Origin of the sequence: Rhodococcus sp. WAY2, from assembly GCF_009859915.1 — a bacterium.
In the GTDB taxonomy this organism is placed as follows: domain Bacteria; phylum Actinomycetota; class Actinomycetes; order Mycobacteriales; family Mycobacteriaceae; genus Rhodococcus_F; species Rhodococcus_F oxybenzonivorans.
Map to the genome: position 1 here is coordinate 2,786,186 of NZ_CP046572.1, position 17,632 is coordinate 2,803,817.

16 protein-coding genes are annotated in these 17,632 nt (G+C 66.0%); 13 read left to right on the forward strand and 3 right to left on the reverse strand.

Features of this window, described 5'->3' with window-relative positions; genetic code table 11:
- Positions 1 to 18: 18 nt before the first annotated feature.
- From GFS60_RS12930 to GFS60_RS12965, 8 genes are all read left to right on the forward strand, one after another.
- Positions 19 to 804, forward strand: a complete 786-nt coding sequence (locus GFS60_RS12930) for a YggS family pyridoxal phosphate-dependent enzyme (protein ID WP_159921725.1) — start codon at positions 19 to 21, stop codon at positions 802 to 804.
- A gap of 110 nt (positions 805 to 914) precedes the next feature.
- The gene (locus tag GFS60_RS12935) at positions 915 to 1,592 is read left to right on the forward strand and encodes a cell division protein SepF (protein WP_159921727.1); all 678 of its coding nucleotides are present in this window, start codon (positions 915 to 917) and stop codon (positions 1,590 to 1,592) included.
- 164 nt (positions 1,593 to 1,756) lie between these two features.
- A complete protein-coding gene (locus GFS60_RS12940; protein WP_005247609.1) occupies positions 1,757 to 2,059 on the forward strand; it encodes a YggT family protein in 303 nt (100 codons plus the stop codon).
- A gap of 102 nt (positions 2,060 to 2,161) precedes the next feature.
- Entirely contained in the window at positions 2,162 to 3,007 is an 846-nt protein-coding gene (gene wag31, locus GFS60_RS12945) for a DivIVA-like cell division protein Wag31 (RefSeq protein ID WP_159921729.1), read from the forward strand.
- A gap of 49 nt (positions 3,008 to 3,056) precedes the next feature.
- Positions 3,057 to 3,272 carry a hypothetical protein gene (locus GFS60_RS12950; RefSeq protein WP_159921731.1) on the forward strand — a complete coding sequence of 72 codons (216 nt, stop codon included), beginning with the start codon at positions 3,057 to 3,059 and terminating at the stop codon, positions 3,270 to 3,272.
- A 271-nt stretch (positions 3,273 to 3,543) separates the two neighbouring features.
- Positions 3,544 to 6,699, forward strand: a complete 3,156-nt coding sequence (ileS, locus tag GFS60_RS12955) for an isoleucine--tRNA ligase (RefSeq protein WP_159921733.1) — start codon at positions 3,544 to 3,546, stop codon at positions 6,697 to 6,699.
- Between the two features lie 31 nt (positions 6,700 to 6,730).
- On the forward strand, positions 6,731 to 8,080 hold the full coding sequence (locus GFS60_RS12960; RefSeq protein ID WP_442972191.1) for a DNA polymerase IV: 1,350 nt from the start codon (positions 6,731 to 6,733) through the stop codon (positions 8,078 to 8,080).
- A gap of 155 nt (positions 8,081 to 8,235) precedes the next feature.
- Positions 8,236 to 8,736, forward strand: coding sequence for a hypothetical protein (locus tag GFS60_RS12965; protein WP_159921735.1), 501 nt, complete (start codon positions 8,236 to 8,238; stop codon positions 8,734 to 8,736).
- Between the two features lie 97 nt (positions 8,737 to 8,833).
- Here GFS60_RS12965 and GFS60_RS12970 read toward each other — a convergent pair whose 3' ends face one another.
- Positions 8,834 to 9,577, reverse strand: a complete 744-nt coding sequence (locus GFS60_RS12970) for a sensor domain-containing protein (protein WP_159921737.1) — start codon at positions 9,575 to 9,577, stop codon at positions 8,834 to 8,836.
- Positions 9,577 to 10,530, reverse strand: coding sequence for a hypothetical protein (locus GFS60_RS12975; protein ID WP_159921739.1), 954 nt, complete (start codon positions 10,528 to 10,530; stop codon positions 9,577 to 9,579). The genes GFS60_RS12970 and GFS60_RS12975 overlap by 1 nt, the downstream gene beginning before the upstream one ends.
- 51 nt (positions 10,531 to 10,581) lie before the next feature.
- On the opposite strand from GFS60_RS12975, the gene lspA reads away from it, so the two are divergent.
- The 5 genes from lspA (at position 10,582) to dnaE (ending at position 17,329) form a co-directional block, all read left to right on the forward strand.
- On the forward strand, positions 10,582 to 11,178 hold the full coding sequence (lspA, locus tag GFS60_RS12980) for a signal peptidase II (RefSeq protein WP_201453562.1): 597 nt from the start codon (positions 10,582 to 10,584) through the stop codon (positions 11,176 to 11,178).
- A gap of 14 nt (positions 11,179 to 11,192) precedes the next feature.
- On the forward strand, positions 11,193 to 12,101 hold the full coding sequence (locus GFS60_RS12985; RefSeq protein ID WP_201453613.1) for an RluA family pseudouridine synthase: 909 nt from the start codon (positions 11,193 to 11,195) through the stop codon (positions 12,099 to 12,101).
- Entirely contained in the window at positions 12,073 to 12,780 is a 708-nt protein-coding gene (locus GFS60_RS12990; protein WP_236603449.1) for a hypothetical protein, read from the forward strand. Before GFS60_RS12985 ends, GFS60_RS12990 begins: the two co-directional genes overlap by 29 nt.
- The gene (gene rarD / locus GFS60_RS12995) at positions 12,777 to 13,694 is read left to right on the forward strand and encodes an EamA family transporter RarD (protein WP_159921745.1); all 918 of its coding nucleotides are present in this window, start codon (positions 12,777 to 12,779) and stop codon (positions 13,692 to 13,694) included. Before GFS60_RS12990 ends, rarD begins: the two co-directional genes overlap by 4 nt.
- 98 nt (positions 13,695 to 13,792) lie before the next feature.
- Positions 13,793 to 17,329 (forward strand): DNA polymerase III subunit alpha, encoded by a 3,537-nt coding sequence (gene dnaE, locus GFS60_RS13000; RefSeq protein ID WP_109329304.1) that lies wholly within the window; start codon positions 13,793 to 13,795, stop codon positions 17,327 to 17,329.
- Position 17,330: 1 nt separating this feature from the next.
- On the opposite strand, the gene GFS60_RS13005 is transcribed toward dnaE, so the two are convergent.
- Positions 17,331 to 17,570, reverse strand: coding sequence for a hypothetical protein (locus GFS60_RS13005; RefSeq protein WP_159921747.1), 240 nt, complete (start codon positions 17,568 to 17,570; stop codon positions 17,331 to 17,333).
- Positions 17,571 to 17,632: the final 62 nt, after the last annotated feature.

Below are 17,632 nucleotides of genomic sequence, written 5' to 3' on the forward strand. Positions count from 1 at the left end.
GTGTGGGAGTTGACGGCGATGGATCGTGTTCCGGAGGCGAGCGGAGCGGGTGACCGTGTTCCGGAGGCGAGCGGAGCGGGTGACCGTGTCGCGCAGATTTCGGATGCGCTCGGGGCTGTCCGGCAGCGGCTGGATGCGGCGTGCCGTGCGGCGGGACGCGAACCCTCGGAGGTGACGCTCCTCCCGGTCACCAAGTTTTTCCCGGAGTCCGATGCCCGCATCCTCTATGAACTCGGTTGCCGCGAGTTCGGTGAGTCGCGTGAGCAGGAAGCGACCGCGAAGATCGGCGAGTTCCGCGCCCGAAATCCGGACCCGGCGGTGCGGTGGCACATGATCGGCCACCTACAACGAAACAAGGCCCGGGCGATCGCCCAGTGGGCGTACGCAATTCACTCGGTGGACAGCGAGCGCCTGGTCGGCGCGCTCGGTAAGGCAGCGACCGCGGCCGTCGAGGCGGGAGAACGCACGGAGCCGCTCCGAGTGTTGCTCCAGGTCAGTCTCGACGGTGATCCCCAGCGTGGCGGCGCTGTGGTGGGCGACCTCGAAAGCCTTGCGGCGCAGGTTCGGTCGGCTCCACACCTCGAATTCCGGGGTCTGATGGCCGTCCCGCCGATCGAGGCCGACCCGGATGCGGCATTCGAGGAGCTGTACAACATTCACGCCCGGTTGTGCCTGGAGCATCCCGATGCGACGGAGCTCTCAGCGGGGATGACGAATGATCTCGAGCACGCTGTCCGACACGGGTCGACGTGCGTGCGTGTCGGAACCGCTCTGTTGGGCGCGAGGCCTATAACCTCGAAATGATCGCCGAGGCGAGCCTCGAAGGAAAGTCGGCTGGGTGATCGCCAACCCGTCCACACCGCTGCGACCGGTCGTAGCGGGATCCTGTCCGCCGCGCCAAGGAAGGTCGATCAATGAGCAGTCTGCACAAGTTCAAGGCTTACTTCGGCATGGTTCCCCTCGACGACTACGAGGACGAGTACCTGGACGAGCCGGAGCCTGCGCGCAGGCCTGCACGCCCGGTACGGGACGGTGGACGTGATCCGTATCTCGACCGCGACGACCGGGACTTCGCCGAGCCTTCGTTCAGCAAGGCGGCATATGCCCCGGGTCGGCGCGACGATCTCGACGACGAGTTCGACCGCTATGAAGGCCCGCGGCACGCGTCGCGGGTCGAGCCTGTGGCTGTGCGTTCGGCGCGCCCCGGCGTGAGTGGGTCGGTCCGGGGGAGCACCCGCGGTGCGCTCGCTGTCGATACTCGATCCGAGCGGGTGGAAAGCCGCCGCGGACCTCTCTTCGACGAGGGCGGTCCGCTCTCGAAGATCACGACGCTGCGGCCCCGCGACTACAGCGAGGCGCGCACCATCGGTGAGCGCTTCCGCGACGGCACCCCGGTCATCATGGACCTCGTGGAGATGAGCAACGCCGACGCGAAGCGTCTCGTCGACTTCGCGGCGGGCCTGGCGTTCGCCTTGCGCGGCTCCTTCGACAAGGTGGCGACGAAGGTGTTCTTGCTCTCACCCGCCGATATCGACGTCTCGGCCGAGGAGCGCCGCCGGATCGCCGAGACGGGCTTCTACAGTCAGAAGTAGCACGGCGTGCAGCAGGCATGGGCGAAGCGGTCAGGGAAAACCGAAGGGTGATCATCGGGATCGGGACGTTCGGACATCACGCGGGCTGCGGTGGCTGAGGTGCAGAGTGCCCTGGTCACGCGGCCCGTTTTGATAGACCGAACTGTTTCAGGCAGAGTGAAGGTGTGGCCTTGTTCTCGGTGATCTATTTGATACTGTTCGTTTTCTGGCTGCTTCTCATCGGCAGAATCATCGTCGAGTTCGTACGGACCTTCGCTCGGGACTGGCGGCCGACCGGCGTCGTGGTCGTCATTCTCGAGGCGATATTTACGGTCACAGATCCGCCGGTCAAGCTGCTGCGGCGGTTGATCCCCCCGATAAATCTCGGCGGGGTGCGGTTGGATCTATCCATCATGGTCTTGCTGTTCATCGTCTTCATCCTGATGTCGATCGTTCAGGGGCAAGCGCGTGCTACGGGTCTGGTGTGACAGAATGGACCCCATTGATCCAGTGTTGGTTCACCGTTACGTAGACTGCGCTGTAACTGAATGCTTGCTAGACCGCCAAATGACGCGTGAAGGGATCCTTCCATGCCGCTGACTCCAGCTGATGTGCACAATGTCGCGTTCAGCAAGCCGCCGATCGGTAAGCGGGGCTACAACGAAGACGAGGTCGATGCGTTTCTCGACCTTGTCGAGCAAGAGTTGTCGCGCCTGATCGAGGAGAACGCCGACCTTCGGCAGCGAGTGGGTGAGCTCGACAAGGAACTCGCCGATGCGAAGAAGGCCCCGCGCCCGTCCGGCGCAGCCTCAACGCCTGCGCCCAAGGCCGAGCCCGCTCGTGTCGTCGAGCAGCCCAAGGCGCCGGCGCCCGCACCGGCCCCGGCCGCCGCGGCTCCGCAGGCGGCACCGCAGGGAGCGGACGCTCACATGCAGGCCGCCAAGGTGCTCGGGCTCGCCCAGGAGATGGCTGATCGCCTCACCAGCGATGCGAAGACCGAATCCGAGCAACTTCTCGGTAATGCCCGCACCAATTCGGAGCAGCTGGTCAGCGACGCGCGGCAGCGTTCGGAATCGATGATTGCGGATGCTCGGCAGAAGTCCGAGGCGCTGATCACGGACGCGCAGACTCGTTCCGAGACCCAGCTGCGGCAGGCCAAGGAGAAGGCCGACGCACTGCAGGCGGACGCGGAGAAGAAGCACACCGAGATCATGGCGACGATCAACCAGCAGCGGTCGGTGCTGGAGGGTCGCATCGAGCAGCTCAAGACCTTCGAGCGTGAATACCGCGTGCGGCTGAAGTCGTACCTGGAGTCGCAGCTCGAGGAGCTGGAGCAGCGGGGTTCCGCCGTTCCGGTGGACGGTGGTCAGGATTCGTTCGCGCAGGGCGGATCGCAGTCGAATTACAGCCAGTCCTACGCCAAGGGCAATAGCTGACTGAGCGTGCGGTAGTTGCCCAGCCAGCGGCCCGGATAGAGGTTGAGCCGTGCTGGTCGTGACACTCGTTCTTGCAGCGGTGGGGTTCGCCCTCCTGGTGGTCGCTCTGATGACCGGTTCGGTCATCTGGGCCTGGGGATGCATCGTGGTGTGCGTCGCGGGTGCGGTGCTGCTGTTGATCAGTGCCCTCGCGGGCAGGCGGACGGCAGCGGTGTCCGGCCGCGGTGTCGATTCAGTTCCGCCCACCGACCCGTCGAGTGACTGACCGCGCCGGTTTCCCACGGCGAGGACGACTACACTACATAGAGCGAGCAATTTCAGATTAGCGAGACAACCACGGCGTCGATCCGGCCATCACCGGGGAGCCTTCGGAAGAACGGCCGTACGCAGGCTCAGTAGAACCGAACGGGTGGGCCCGTCACAGCCCGCTAGTGAGAGGCACTCCTCGGAGTGCAAGCGGGGTGGTACCGCGGTGGTGACGCAGGAGGCGTCCCCGTCGTCCCCGTGCCGAGTACGTCAGGCACGAGGAGATCGCGGTGAGCACCACCAGTAACGTCACCAGCACCAACGAGTCCTACCCGAAGGTCGATTACGGCGTTCCGCAGGATGCGGGCGTCAAGTTCCCTCAGGTGGAGCAGCGTGTGCTCGCGGGGTGGGACGAGGACGACACTTTCCGGGCGTCCGTGACACAGCGTGAAGGTGCCGAGGAATTCGTCTTCTACGACGGCCCGCCGTTCGCCAACGGTCTTCCGCACTACGGTCACCTGTTGACCGGGTATGTCAAAGACCTCATCCCACGTTTCCAGACCATGCGCGGCAAGAAGGTCGAGCGCCGGTTCGGCTGGGACTGCCACGGCCTTCCGGCCGAACTCGAGGCGGAGAAGCAGCTCGGCATCAAGGACAAGTCCGAGATCGACGTCATGGGTCTCGAGAAGTTCAACGAATACTGCAAGTCCTCGGTTCTGCGATACACCGACGAGTGGCGCAACTATGTCACCCGTCAGGCCAGGTGGGTCGACTTCGACAACGATTACAAGACCCTGGACCTCGACTTCATGGAGTCGGTCATGTGGGCCTTCAAGGAGTTGTTCGACAAGGGGCTGATCTACCAGGGTTTCCGCGTACTGCCGTACAGCTGGTACGAGCAGACGCCGCTGTCGAATCAGGAGACCCGACTCGACGACGCCTACAAGATGCGTCAGGACCCGGCCGTCACCGTCGACATGCCGCTGCGCGGTGAGGGCCCGCTGGACGGCGCGAACGCGATCATCTGGACCACGACGCCGTGGACTCTGCCGTCCAACCTCGCGATCGCGGTGCACCCCGACATCGACTACGTGCAGGTGTCGGGTCTCGACGGGAAACGCTATGTGCTCGCCCGCGATCGTCTGGGCCACTACGCGCGGGAAGTCGGGGACTCGCCGGACGTGCTGTCCGAGCACACGGGGGCCGACCTCATCGGTCTGCACTACGACCCGCCGTTCGACTTCTTTGCCGGTCACGAGAACGCGCACCGCGTCATCTCGGCCGACTACGTCACCACCGAGTCCGGTACCGGAATCGTGCACATGGCCCCGGCTTTCGGTGAGGAGGACTACGACTACTGCCTCCGCAACGGCATCGAATTGGTCCAGCCGCTCGACGCGGGTGGCAAGTTCACGTCGATGGTGCCGCCCTACGAGGGGCTCTTGGTGTTCGACGCGAACCCGGCGATCATCAAGGACCTCAAGGCTGCTGGAAAGTTGCTGCGGCACGAGACGATTGAGCACTCGTATCCGCACAGCTGGCGCAGCGGGCAGCCGCTCATCTACATGGCGGTCCCGTCGTGGTTCGTCGCGGTCACCAAGTTCCGCGATCGGATGGTGGAACTGAACCAGGAGATCACCTGGGTGCCGGAGCACATCCGCGACGGACAGTTCGGCAAGTGGCTCGAGGGTGCCCGAGACTGGAACATCAGCCGGAACAGGTACTGGGGCAGCCCCATCCCGGTGTGGGTCTCCGACGACCCGGCCTATCCGCGGACCGACGTGTACGGCTCGCTCGACGAACTCGAGCGCGACTTCGGCGTGCGCCCGACCGATCTGCACCGGCCGATGATCGACGACCTCGTGCGCCCGAACCCGGACGATCCGACGGGGAAGTCGATGATGCGTCGCGTGCCCGAGGTGCTCGACTGCTGGTTCGAATCCGGGTCGATGCCGTACGCCCAGGTGCATTACCCGTTCGAGAACCGCGAGTGGTTCATTGGGGCGACGGGGGATGACACCGCGCACTTCCCGGGCGATTTCATCGTGGAGTACAACGGCCAGACCCGCGGCTGGTTCTACACGCTGCACGTGCTGGCGACGGCATTGTTCGACCGTCCCGCGTTCAAGACGGTTGCGGCCCACGGCATCGTCCTCGGTGACGACGGACTGAAGATGAGCAAGTCGAAGGGCAACTACCCGGATGTCAAGGAGGTGTTCGAGCGCGACGGTTCGGACGCCATGCGGTGGTTCCTCATGTCTTCGCCGATCCTGCGGGGCGGAAATCTCGTGGTCACCGAGCAGGGCATCCGTGAGGGTGTCCGGCAGGCGCTGCTGCCGTTGTGGAACGCATGGAGTTTCCTGCAGCTGTACGCGCCGAAGCCGGGTCAGTGGCGGACCGACTCGACCAACGTCCTCGACCGGTACATCCTCGCCAAGCTGGCCGGCACCAGGGACGTGATCACCGATGCGCTCGAGACGAACGACATCGCCGGGGCGTGCGACGAACTGCGCACGTTCTGTGATGCGTTGACGAACTGGTATGTGCGGCGGTCGCGTTCGCGTTTCTGGGACGAGGACAAGGACGCCGTCGACACCCTCCACACGGTGCTCGAGGTGGTCACCCGTCTCGCAGCTCCGTTGCTGCCGCTGATCAGTGAGGTCATCTGGCGTGGGCTCACCGGCGGACGGTCCGTGCACCTCGCCGACTGGCCGGCCGCAGGTGATTTGCCGGCGGATGCGGAGTTGGTGTCGGCGATGGACGAGGTTCGGTCGGTGTGTTCGACGGTGCTGGGTCTGCGGAAGGCCCAGAACCTGCGGGTGCGGTTGCCGCTGCCGGAGGTGACGGTGGCCGCGGACGACGCCGAGCGTCTGCGCCCTTATCTGGGACTGATTGCCGACGAGGTGAATGTGAAGAAGGTCGACCTCACGACGGATGTGGACGTGCACGGCCGTTTCGAGCTCGTCGTCAACGCGCGTGCCGCGGGGCCGCGCCTGGGCAAGGACGTGCAGACCGTCATCAAGGCAGTGAAGGCCGGTGACTGGTCGGAGAACTCGGACGGCGTCGTCACCGCGGCGGGGATCGAGTTGCTGCCGGAGGAGTACACGCAGCGGCTGGTCGCCGCCGAACCGGAGTCGACGGCAGCCCTGCCTGATGGGGCCGGCCTGGTGGTTCTCGACTCCGCCGTCACCGAGGAACTCGAAGCCGAGGGCTGGGCGAAGGACCGCATCCGTGAGTTGCAGGATGCGCGCCGGGCGGCGGGCCTCGACGTGTCGGACCGGATCACCGTGGTGCTCGAGGTCCCGGCCGAACGGCGGGACTGGGCACGTGCTCACCGCGAGCTGATCGCGGGCGAGATCCTCGCTGTCGAGCTCGAACTGGCAGAGGCGCCCGCCGACGCGGTCGAGCTCGGTGAGGGTGTGCGGGCGGCCATCTCGAAGGTGTGATCTGTCGGACCGCGCGGGTAGGTTGCACCAGGTGAGTCGTCGATGGGTGCTGCACCTCGACATGGATGCCTTCTTCGCCTCCGTGGAGCAGCTCACCCGGCCGACGTTGCGTGGCCGCCCGGTGCTCGTCGGTGGGCTCGGCGGTCGTGGGGTGGTCGCCGGGGCCAGTTACGAGGCGCGGGTGTTCGGCGCCCGTTCCGCGATGCCGATGCACCAGGCCCGGCGGCTCGTCGGGCCCGGTGCCGTCGTGTTGCCGCCGCGCGGCCGGCTGTACGGGATGTTGAGCAAGTCCGTGTTCGATGCGCTGCGTGGCCCCATGCCCGTGCTCGAGCAGCTGTCGATGGACGAGGCGTTCGGTGAACCGGCGGAGCTGGCCGGGGTGGACCCGGCCACTGTCCGCCGGTACTGCGAAGCCCTGCGCGCCCTGGTCTTCGAAGAAACCGGACTGGTCGCGTCGATCGGTGCGGGATCCGGCAAGCAGGTGGCGAAGATCGCGTCCGGTCTGGCCAAGCCGAATGGAATCACCGTCATCGCGCCGGAGGAACAGCAGGAGTTGCTCGACGGGTTGCCCGTGCGGAAGTTGTGGGGCATAGGTCCCGTCGCCGAGGACAAGCTCAAACGCCTCGGCATCGAGACGATCGGAAGTTTCGCGCGCACTCCCGAATCCGAGGTGGCTTCCATTCTCGGCACCACGATCGGCCCCGGCTTGCACCGGCTGGCGCGGGGGATCGACAATCGGCCAGTTGCCGAGCGGGCCGAGTCGAAACAGGTCAGTGCCGAGACCACCTATGCCACCGACATCGTCACCCTCGCGGAGCTGCGGGGAGCGGTCGAGTCGAGTGCGGGTTCCGCCTTCGCGCGCCTGCAGAAGGACGGCCGCGCGGCACGGACGGTGGTGCTCAAGTTGAAGAAGGCGGACATGAGCATCGTCACCCGATCGGTCACCTTGCCCTACGCCACCCTGGATCGTCCCACCCTGGTCGCCGCGGCTCAGCGGCAGGTGATCGACCCTCTCGAGCTCGGTCCCGTGCGCCTTGTCGGGGTCGGTTTCGCCGGTCTGTCGACGGTGCGGCAAGGGTCGCTGTTCCCCGAACTGGATCTGGACGTGCCCGGCTATCCGGACTCGGCGGCGACGCGAAACGAAGGCGGTGACGCGGTGTCGCCCGTGCAGCCGATCCCGGCACGCGAACCCGATCGACGATGGCATCCGGGTCTGGACGTGAGGCACCCCGACTTCGGGCACGGGTGGGTCCAGGGGGCGGGGCATGGTGTCGTGACCGTCCGATTCGAAACGCGCACAACAGGTCCCGGCATAGCCCGCACCTTCAAGGAGGACGACGAGCAACTCGAGCACGCAGGAGTGGAGGGCTCCCTCGCCTGAGGTTCCGGCCTGGCTGGGACGGAGTGGAGGGTGGCTCGGCGAGAAGGTAGCCTCGGGGGCTGGTGCTTACCCTTGGGTAATGTTGCCCCAGGATGCAGCACTTCGATGCTGAGTTCGCCCGAGAACGAACACCCGAGAATGAAGAGGTTATTCAGTTGAAGCTTCGTAAGATCACGGTTGCCGCAGTAGCGATCGCCGCAGCCCTCACGATGTCCGCCTGTGGTTCGGACGACAGCGACACGGCGACCAAGACCACGACCACCACGACTTCCGCAGCCGAAACCTCGGAAGCCATCGAGGTGCCCACCGCCGCCGAACTCAACGCTCTGCTCGTCAAGGGTCTCGATCCCAACACGCCCCTCGAGGAGAAGTCGGTCATGGTCGAGGGCTCCGAGCAGGACCCTCAGCTGATCAACCAGGTCGCCGCCGCAGCCAAGGCAAACAACGCCGAGGTCACCGTGCTCGACCCGGTCATCGACAACGGTGACGGCACCGCCAGTGGCCAGCTGCAGCTGACCGTCAACGGCCAGGTTCAGCAGGGTGGTCTGCCCGCGATCTTCATCCCGGGCGAGAACGGCGAATGGAAGCTGTCGAAGGTCACCGCGTGCCAGATCGTGTCGCTCGCGCAGCTGACCTCGCCGGCGTGCCCCGCCTGATCGAAGACGATCCGGTCCCGACGGACCGATAAAAAGTAGGTGCCGATGCCGGCGTCCCGTCACGGGACGCCGGCATCGGTCGTTTCGAGTCGGCCGCTCAGCTGGCAGGCGCGGACGCGAGCTTGCTCACGGCGGCGTGCGTCATGTCCTCGAAGACGCCCTCGTCGATCGGCTCCTGCCCGGTGGCCACCAACTGGGTCACGGTGCTTCCGGTCATCGCGACGACCACATCCGAGACGAGGCTGAAGCCGTCACTGGTGGTGACGAGCCGGAACCCGGTCGACGCATCGCCCGCGGGTCGTCCGTCCCGGCCGCCGACCCGGTACTGCACGTCCACCCCGTCGGCGTCCGTGCCGGAGTAGTCGGTGCAATGGGCGAGGGTGGTCTGGATGTCGGTGAACGCCTGTGCCGCGTCGGCGGCCGTGGGGTAGCTCGCCGCATCTTGATCGACGGTCGTGAAGTTCGGGCCCTGAAACCAGGCCGACGCGGACGCAGCGGCGCCGGGATGCTGATCCGCAACAGGGGACAGGACGGCGCTGCACAGGGCCGGGTCGGTGCTCGACTTGTCGGACTGCGCGGCCTCGGAGGCCGGCGGGAGTCCGAGGTCCTCCTCGGGGTCGGCGACGGGGGAGAAGCCGACGGGAAGGTCACCGACGTCGAGCAGTGCGGCCCGCAGCACGGCCGGATCAGGGAACGGAGCACCGGCGGCGTCGGGGGGCGCCGTGACCATCGGGCCGAGCGGTGCGAGGAACTCGTCGGATCCCGGTTCGCTGTCTGCGGCCGACGAGCACGCCGACACTGCGAGGGCTGTCAGGACGGCAGCGATGGCACTGGCGCGCATCAGGATCCCCACTGCACGCGGTTCGAGGTGGTCTGCCGCAGAAGGGTGGCGCCCTCCGGGTCACTGTATTGCTGCTCACCGGACACGGTCACCGTCCCGGCGACAGGCAGCGGAAGGCCGAGATCGACGGTCGTCGTGCCCGCCCCCCGCATGACGTACTGGTCGACGTTCAGGGTCCCCGCCTCACCGGGGAGCTGCCAGATCGGTGACTGCGGTGTCTGGTCGACGGTGTAGTCGATGGTCACCCGGTTCCCGTCGCGGGCGGTGAGGGTGGCGACAGTGGTTTGATCCAGGGCGATGCCGCTCATGACTTTCTGATGGATGGTCCACTGCGCTCCTATGCCGACGGGTTCGGCGGGGAAGGCGATAGTGCGGTACACCGCCTGATAGAACGCCTGCTCGATTGCCGAACGCGCTATGTCCTGCGATTCGGCCGCAGGACGGAGGCGAAGGGCGGTGATCGCGCCGGTCGAATCGAACGTGAAGCCGGCCCCGGATCCCTTGCTCGCTTCCAGGGCGCTCGCCAGGCGGGAGTCCGGACTCGTCACGGCGCCGAGCGTGAGGTCGAGGGCGATGGCCCCGTCGGCGTCTTCGGTCGGGCGTGTGACCACCGCGGTGAGGGGCACCGTGATCTCGGGGGAGGAAAAGTCCTGGACCGGCTGATCGTCGATCCGCTGGAATACCTCGGCGCCCGTGGTCAGCTGCACCTGCTGGGCGACGTCTACCGCCGGCCGGCGCTGAAGCACCTCTCGCGGCTCGTCACCGGGCCGAGTCAGCCGGACGGTCGTCGCGGAGATGGGGACCGTCACCTCGGCGGTGGTCGACGTGGTTCCCGCGGGACCTGCCTGCGAGGAGTCGTCGTCACTTCCACAGCCCGCGGCCAGAGCGACCACGGAGAGTGTTGCGGCGAGGAGAGAGGAACCGGGTCGCGAAGCTTTCGAGAACAGTGGCACGCCCCCAGGTTAGTGGGCACGGGAGCGCGTGAACCGCGGCTTGCCCGCGTAGTGGATGATGGACGGGTGAGTCAAGACCCCGCGGCCGAGAACGACACCGCCGCCGAAGACCCGAACGACACCGACACGACCACCACCTCCGCGCCCGCGGCTGCACGGTATCAGCGCATGCGGTTGCTGTTCGTGATCGCCGGTGTCGTGCTGATCACCGACCTCGTGACCAAGGTGCTCGCCGTTGCCAGGATCGAGCCGGGGGAGTCGGTTCGGGTGATCGGCGACGTGGTCACCCTGCGTCTCGTGCGCAACCCGGGTGCCGCGTTCTCGATGGCCACGGGCATGACGTGGTTGCTCACGCTGGTGGCCGTCGGTGTGGTCATCGGGGTCGTGCGCATCGGACGGACTCTGCGGTCACCGTGGTGGGCGCTCGGTCTGGGACTCGTCCTCGGTGGCGCCCTGGGCAACTTGGTCGACCGTTTCTTCCGGGCACCGGGAGTGATGCAGGGGCACGTCGTCGACTTCGTCTCCGTCGGCTGGTGGCCGGTGTTCAATGTGGCCGACTCCGGCATCGTGTGCGGTGCGGTCTTACTCGTCGTGCTCACCCTGATAGGCCTCGAACCGGACGGAACTCGGAAGGTGGAGAAGAAGTGAGGGAAACTCGGTCGATGCCGGTCCCGGACGGGCTCGACTCGATGCGGGTCGACGCCGGCCTCGCGCGACTGCTCGGGCTCTCGAGGACCGCGGTCGCGCAGCTCACCGAGGACGGGTCGGTTCTCGTCGACGGAGCGCCCGTCGGAAAATCCGATCGACTCTCGGCCGGGACGTGGCTGGAGGTGGAACTCCCGGAGCCGCCGCGCCCGCTGACGATCGAGGCGGAACCCGTCGAGGGTATGGAAATCCTGTACGCCGACGACGACGTCGTCGCAGTCGACAAGCCGGTGGGTGTGGCCGCCCATGCCAGTGTGGGCTGGACCGGTCCCACGGTGATCGGCGGCCTGGCCGCCGCAGGTTTCCGGATTTCGACGTCGGGTGCGCACGAACGGCAGGGCATCGTCCATCGGCTCGACGTCGGCACGTCGGGTGTGATGGTGGTGGCCACGTCCGAGCGCGCCTACACGCTTCTCAAGCGCGCATTCAAACAGCGGACCATCGACAAGCGGTATCACGCCCTCGTGCAGGGTCACCCCGATCCGAGTAGCGGAACCATCGACGCACCGATCGGGCGGCATCGCAGCAACGACTGGAAGTTCACGGTCACCGCGGACGGCAAGCCCAGCATCACGCACTACGACACCGTGGAGGCGTTTCAGGCGGCGAGCCTGCTGGACATTCACCTCGAGACGGGACGGACCCACCAGATCCGCGTGCACTTCGCGGCTCTGCGGCATCCGTGCTGCGGTGACCTCACCTATGGCGCGGACCCCCGGCTGGCGGAACGGCTCGGTCTCGAGCGCCAGTGGTTGCACGCTCGATCGCTCGGCTTCGCGCATCCGGCGGACGGGCGGTGGGTGGAAATCACGTCCAAGTATCCGAAAGACCTCGAGGATGCTCTCGAGGTTCTCCGGTCCAGCTGAGGTGATCCGCGGCCGCCCGACCGGAGTCGCCGTCCCGGTCGGTGTCACCATCGCGGTGGTGTTGCTCCTGGTGATCGTGCTGGGAATCACCAATCCGGTTCGAGCCCCGCTCGTCACGTCAGATGCTCTCGGTCCGGACAACGGCGAAGTGGTGTCCGATTATGTGGCTCGTGCGGCCGGAACGCTGGAACAGCCGCCCGGGAACGAGCACTGGGCCCTGGTGTCGTTCACCCGGCCGGTGTCCTCCGACACCGTGCGCGAGGTCGCGGCCACGGTGCGGGTGTCACAGTTGCTGTTTCGGCTTCCCCTCGACCGGGTCCAGACGCCGCTCGTGCCGGTGTCGGTCGGCTCGGGTGCCGCAGCGATCGAACGCGCACACGTCCTGGCGTCCGCCCGGGTCCAGCGCATGACCGGCGAGACGGTCCGGCAGGGGAACATTGCTGCGGTGTCCTCCCAGCAGTTCGCGCGCGACTGCGCCTGTGTGATCGGCATCGTGGTGCGGGGCGACCTCGACCGGTTGGGCGCACTGCGCTCGACCTCGGCGGTCCGCGCTGTCGAGGCGCTGCACGCCGACGCGGTGTTCGGGCGTTTCGCGATCCGGCCTCTTCTGCCCGAGCAGGCCGAGACGGTCTCGCCCGGCCCAAACGACGGTGCGGTGGTATCCGGAGGTGGCCCGTGACAGCGCGGAAGGCGGAAACCGTCGGCGTTGCCTGCGGAGTCGGTGCCTACGCGCTCTGGGGTGCTTTTCCCGCGTTCTTCGGAATTCTCGGCCCGGCGGGGTCGGTCGAGATTCTCGCCCATCGGGTGGTGTGGACGCTGGCCCTGATGCTCGTGGTGCTGTGGGCGTCCGGGCGCATCCGCTCGCTGCGCGGACTCGGGGTGCGGACATGGCTCCTCGTCGCCGCGGCGTCGGCATTGATCGCGATCAACTGGGGCACGTACATCTACGGCGTGACGTCGGACCGGGTGGTCGAGACTGCACTCGGCTATTTCATCAACCCGCTGGTGAGCGTTCTGCTGGGGGTAGTGATCTTCCGGGAGCGTCTGGTGCCGGCGCAGATCGTGGCCCTCGCGCTCGCCGCCGCGGCGGTCGTCGTGATCACCGTCGACTACGGACATCCGCCGTACATCGCGCTCACCCTGGCGCTGTCCTTCGCGCTGTACGGGCTCTGTAAGAAGGTGATGCCGCTGGACCCGAGGACCAGTCTCACCGCCGAAGGAATCGTTGCGGGACCGATCGCGCTCGGCTATCTCGTCTACCTGTCGGTCGTCGGCACCGGCACGTTCCTCGGGCACGGGCCAGGTCACAGCCTGCTCCTCATCGCCGCCGGCCCGGTGACCGCGCTTCCGCTGCTGCTGTTCGGTGCTGCCGCGCAGCGAGTGCCGCTGCGCACGCTCGGAATGTTGCAATACTTGACACCTGCCCTGCAGATGATGTGGGGCGTCGCGGTCCTGCACGAGGACATGCCGGCCTCCCGGTGGATCGGATTCGCGTTAATCTGGGTGGCACTTGCGATCTTCACTACCGATGCGCTGGTGCGTGTTCGGCGCGGAAGGCAGTCGGCGCGATCGTCACAGGAGCCCGTCCAGTAACTCTCGTCACGAGTTCGCCGACACCCCGCCGCAGCGGCGGGTGGTGTCGGTTCGAGGGCCTACACTCGTGAGGCTCCCAGACCTTCAGAGAGGCGCACGTGGCTGACTCGTTCGTACATCTGCACAATCACACCGAGTATTCGATGCTCGACGGTGCGGCCAAGGTCGGCCCCCTGTTCGAAGAGGCCGAGCGGTTGGGAATGACCGCGGTGGGAATGACCGACCACGGCAACATGTACGGTGCCAGCGAGTTCTACAACGTAGCGAAGAAGCAGGGCATCAAGCCGATCATCGGGATCGAGGCCTACGTTGCTCCCGAATCCCGTTTCAACACCAAAAGGGTTCTGTGGGGTGACCGCAGCCAGAAGTCCGACGACGTCTCCGGTAGCGGTGCGTACACCCACATGACGATGGTTGCCGAGAACGCCACCGGTCTGCGAAACCTGTTCAAGCTGTCCTCCCTCGCGTCGATCGAGGGGCAGCTCGGCAAGTGGGCGCGCATGGACGAGGAGTTGATCGCCACCTACCACGAGGGCATCATCGCCACCACCGGATGCCCGTCCGGTGAAATCCAGACACGCCTGCGGCTCGGTCACGACCGGGAGGCCCTCGAAGCCGCCGCGAAGTGGCAGGAGATCTGGGGCAAGGACAACTTCTTCCTCGAACTGATGGACCACGGTCTGTCGATCGAACGGCGGGTCCGGGAGGGACTGCTCGAGATCAGCAAGAAGCTCGACATTCCGCCGCTCGCCACCAACGACTGCCACTACGTCACCAAGGACGCCGCGGAGAACCACGAGGCCCTCCTCTGTATCCAGACCGGTAAGACGCTGTCCGATCCCACCCGGTTCAAGTTCGACGGCGACGGCTACTACCTGAAGTCCGCCGCGGAGATGCGGGCACTGTGGGACGACCAGGTGCCCGGCGCGTGCGACAACACGCTGCTGATCGCCGAGCGTGTCCAGTCGTACGACGACGTGTGGGCGCACCACGACCGGATGCCGATCTTCCCGGTCCCCGAGGGCGAGACGCAGGGCACCTGGCTGCGCAAGGAGGTCATGCGCGGACTGGACCGCCGGTTCCCCGACGGACCGCCCGAGGAGTACCTCGCCCGCGCCGATTACGAGATCGGCGTCATCCTCGAAATGGGTTTCCCGGCATACTTCCTCGTCGTCGGTGACCTGATCAACCACGCGCGTGAGGTGGGTATCCGCGTGGGTCCCGGCCGAGGTTCCGCCGCAGGGTCGCTCGTGGCGTACGCGATGGGTATCACCAATATCGATCCGATCCCACACGGTCTGCTGTTCGAGCGGTTCCTCAACCCCGAGCGCGTGTCGATGCCCGATATCGATATCGACTTCGACGACCGTCGGCGCGGTGAAATGGTGCGCTACGCCACCGACAAGTGGGGAAGCGACCGGGTGGCTCAGGTCATCACGTTCGGCACCATCAAGACGAAGGCGGCCATCAAGGACTCCGCCAGGGTCCAGTTCGGTCAGCCGGGATTCGCGATCGCCGATCAGATCACCAAGGCGCTGCCGCCGCCCATCATGGCCAAGGACATCTCGGTGTCGGGCATCACCGATCCGAATCACGAGCGGTACAAGGAAGCGGTGGAGGTTCGTGCCCTCATCGACTCCAACCCGGACGTCGCGAAGATCTACCAGACTGCCAAGGGTCTCGAAGGCCTGATCCGCAACGCGGGCGTCCACGCCTGCGCGGTGATCATGTCGTCCGAGCCGTTGATGGACGCCATTCCGGTGTGGAAGCGCGCCCAGGACGGCGCCATCATCACCGGTTGGGACTACCCCTCGTGTGAGGCCATCGGCCTCCTCAAGATGGACTTCCTCGGCCTTCGAAACCTCACCGTCATCGGTGATGCCATCGACAACATCAAGGCCAACCGAGGCATTGACCTCGACCTCGACACGCTACCGCTCGACGATCCGGCAACCTACGAATTGCTCTCGCGGGGTGACACTCTCGGTGTCTTCCAGCTCGACGGCAGCGCCATGCGGGACCTGCTGCGCCGCATGCAGCCCACCGGCTTCGAGGACATCGTCGCGGTGCTCGCGTTGTATCGGCCGGGCCCGATGGGCATGAACGCGCACAACGACTATGCCGACCGCAAGAACGGTCGCCAAGAGGTCAAGCCCATCCACCCGGAGCTCGAGGAGCCCCTGAAGGAGATTCTCGCCGACACCTACGGGCTGATCGTCTACCAGGAGCAGATCATGCAGATCGCTCAGAAGGTGGCCGGGTACTCGCTGGGGCAGGCCGACATTCTCCGTCGGGCCATGGGTAAGAAGAAACTCTCCGTGCTGGAGGAGGCGTACGCCGGGTTCCGCGAGGGCATGCTCGCCAACAACTTCTCCGAGCCGGCGATCAAGGCGTTGTGGGACACCATCCTCCCGTTCGCCGGCTACGCCTTCAACAAGTCTCACGCCGCCGGCTATGGACTGGTGTCGTTCTGGACGGGATATCTCAAGGCCAACTACCCCGCCGAGTACATGGCGGGCCTGCTCACCTCGGTAGGCGACGACAAGGACAAGGCCGCCATCTATCTCGCCGACTGCCGCAAGATGGGTATCACGGTGTTGCCGCCCGACGTGAACGAGTCGGAGGTCAATTTCGCCTCGGTCGGCGAAGACATCCGCTTCGGCATGGGCGCGGTGCGCAACGTCGGGGCCAATGTGGTCGCGTCGATCATCAAGGCGAGGAAGGAGAAGTCCAAGTTCGTGGACTTCTCGGACTACCTCAACAAGATCGACGCCGCAGCCTGCTCCAAGAAGGTCACCGAATCGTTGATCAAGGCGGGTGGGTTCGACTCGCTCGGCCATCCCCGCAAGGGACTCATGCTCGTCCATGCCGACGCGATCGACGCGGTGATGGGTACCAAGAAGGCGGAGGCCATCGGCCAGTTCGACCTGTTCGGGGGCGACGACGCCGACGAATCGATCTCCTCGGTGTTCAACGTCAAGATTCCCGACGAGGAATGGGACAGCAAGCACCGACTGGCGTTGGAACGCGAGATGTTGGGGCTCTACGTTTCGGGGCATCCGCTCAACGGCGTCGAGCACGTCCTGTCCGCCCAGTCGGACACGGCGATTCCGGCCATCCTCGAAGGCGATGTGAAGGACGGCGCCCAGGTCACCGTCGGCGGTATTCTCGCCTCGGTCAACCGGCGGATCAACAAGAACGGTCTGACGTGGGCGTCGGCACAGCTCGAGGATCTGTCGGGCGGTATCGAGGTGCTGTTCTTCCCGCAGGCGTACTCGGTCTACGGGATGGACGTCACCGAGGATTCCGTCGTCCTCGTCAAGGGGCGGGTGTCTGTCCGTGACGACCGCATCTCACTTATCGCGAACGACCTTGCAGTGCCGGACCTTTCGGCAGTCGGTGTCGCCAAGCCGCTGGCGGTGAGCCTCCCGTTGCGCCAGTGCACCAAAGACAAGCTGGGCGCACTCCGGCAGGTACTCACTCGGCACCCGGGAACCTCGGACGTGCATGTGCGGTTGATCGGTGGAACCGAGATCACGTTGTGGAAGGTCGACGACGTGCTGCGCGTCGAGCCGTCGTCGGCGTTGATGGGCGACCTCAAGGCGCTGCTCGGGCCCAGCTGTCTGTCGGTGTGACCTATTCGGGTGGGGCGTCGGGAAAGAGCCGGCGCACCCACCAGACCACCACTGCGACAGCGGCTGCGGTGAGGACGGCCACCGGCACGGCCTCGGTGATGATCAGAACGGCCACGAAAACCAGCAATCCGACGGCGAGAGCTTCGAGTTTGTAGAGGGGCCACGCGGTACCGGCGAGATCGACGGTGCGGGGAGGCCGGCTGCCTGTGACGTGAGGGATCGGCGTGTCGGATGTCGTCATCGCGGGTTCACCTCGCTGTTCGTTGATCCGTGTGTGTCGATCAGGGTACGCGCAACTGGGAG

Coding starts and splice junctions, on each gene's coding strand:
- GFS60_RS12930 (WP_159921725.1), top strand. CDS start 19: ATGGATCGTGTTCCGGAGGCGAGCGGAGCGGGTGACCGTGTTCCGGAG.
- GFS60_RS12935 (WP_159921727.1), top strand. CDS start 915: ATGAGCAGTCTGCACAAGTTCAAGGCTTACTTCGGCATGGTTCCCCTC.
- wag31 (WP_159921729.1), top strand. CDS start 2,162: ATGCCGCTGACTCCAGCTGATGTGCACAATGTCGCGTTCAGCAAGCCG.
- GFS60_RS12970 (WP_159921737.1), bottom strand. CDS start 9,577: ATGCGCGCCAGTGCCATCGCTGCCGTCCTGACAGCCCTCGCAGTGTCG.
- GFS60_RS12985 (WP_201453613.1), top strand. CDS start 11,193: ATGCCGGTCCCGGACGGGCTCGACTCGATGCGGGTCGACGCCGGCCTC.
- GFS60_RS12990 (WP_236603449.1), top strand. CDS start 12,073: ATGCTCTCGAGGTTCTCCGGTCCAGCTGAGGTGATCCGCGGCCGCCCG.
- GFS60_RS13005 (WP_159921747.1), bottom strand. CDS start 17,570: ATGACGACATCCGACACGCCGATCCCTCACGTCACAGGCAGCCGGCCT.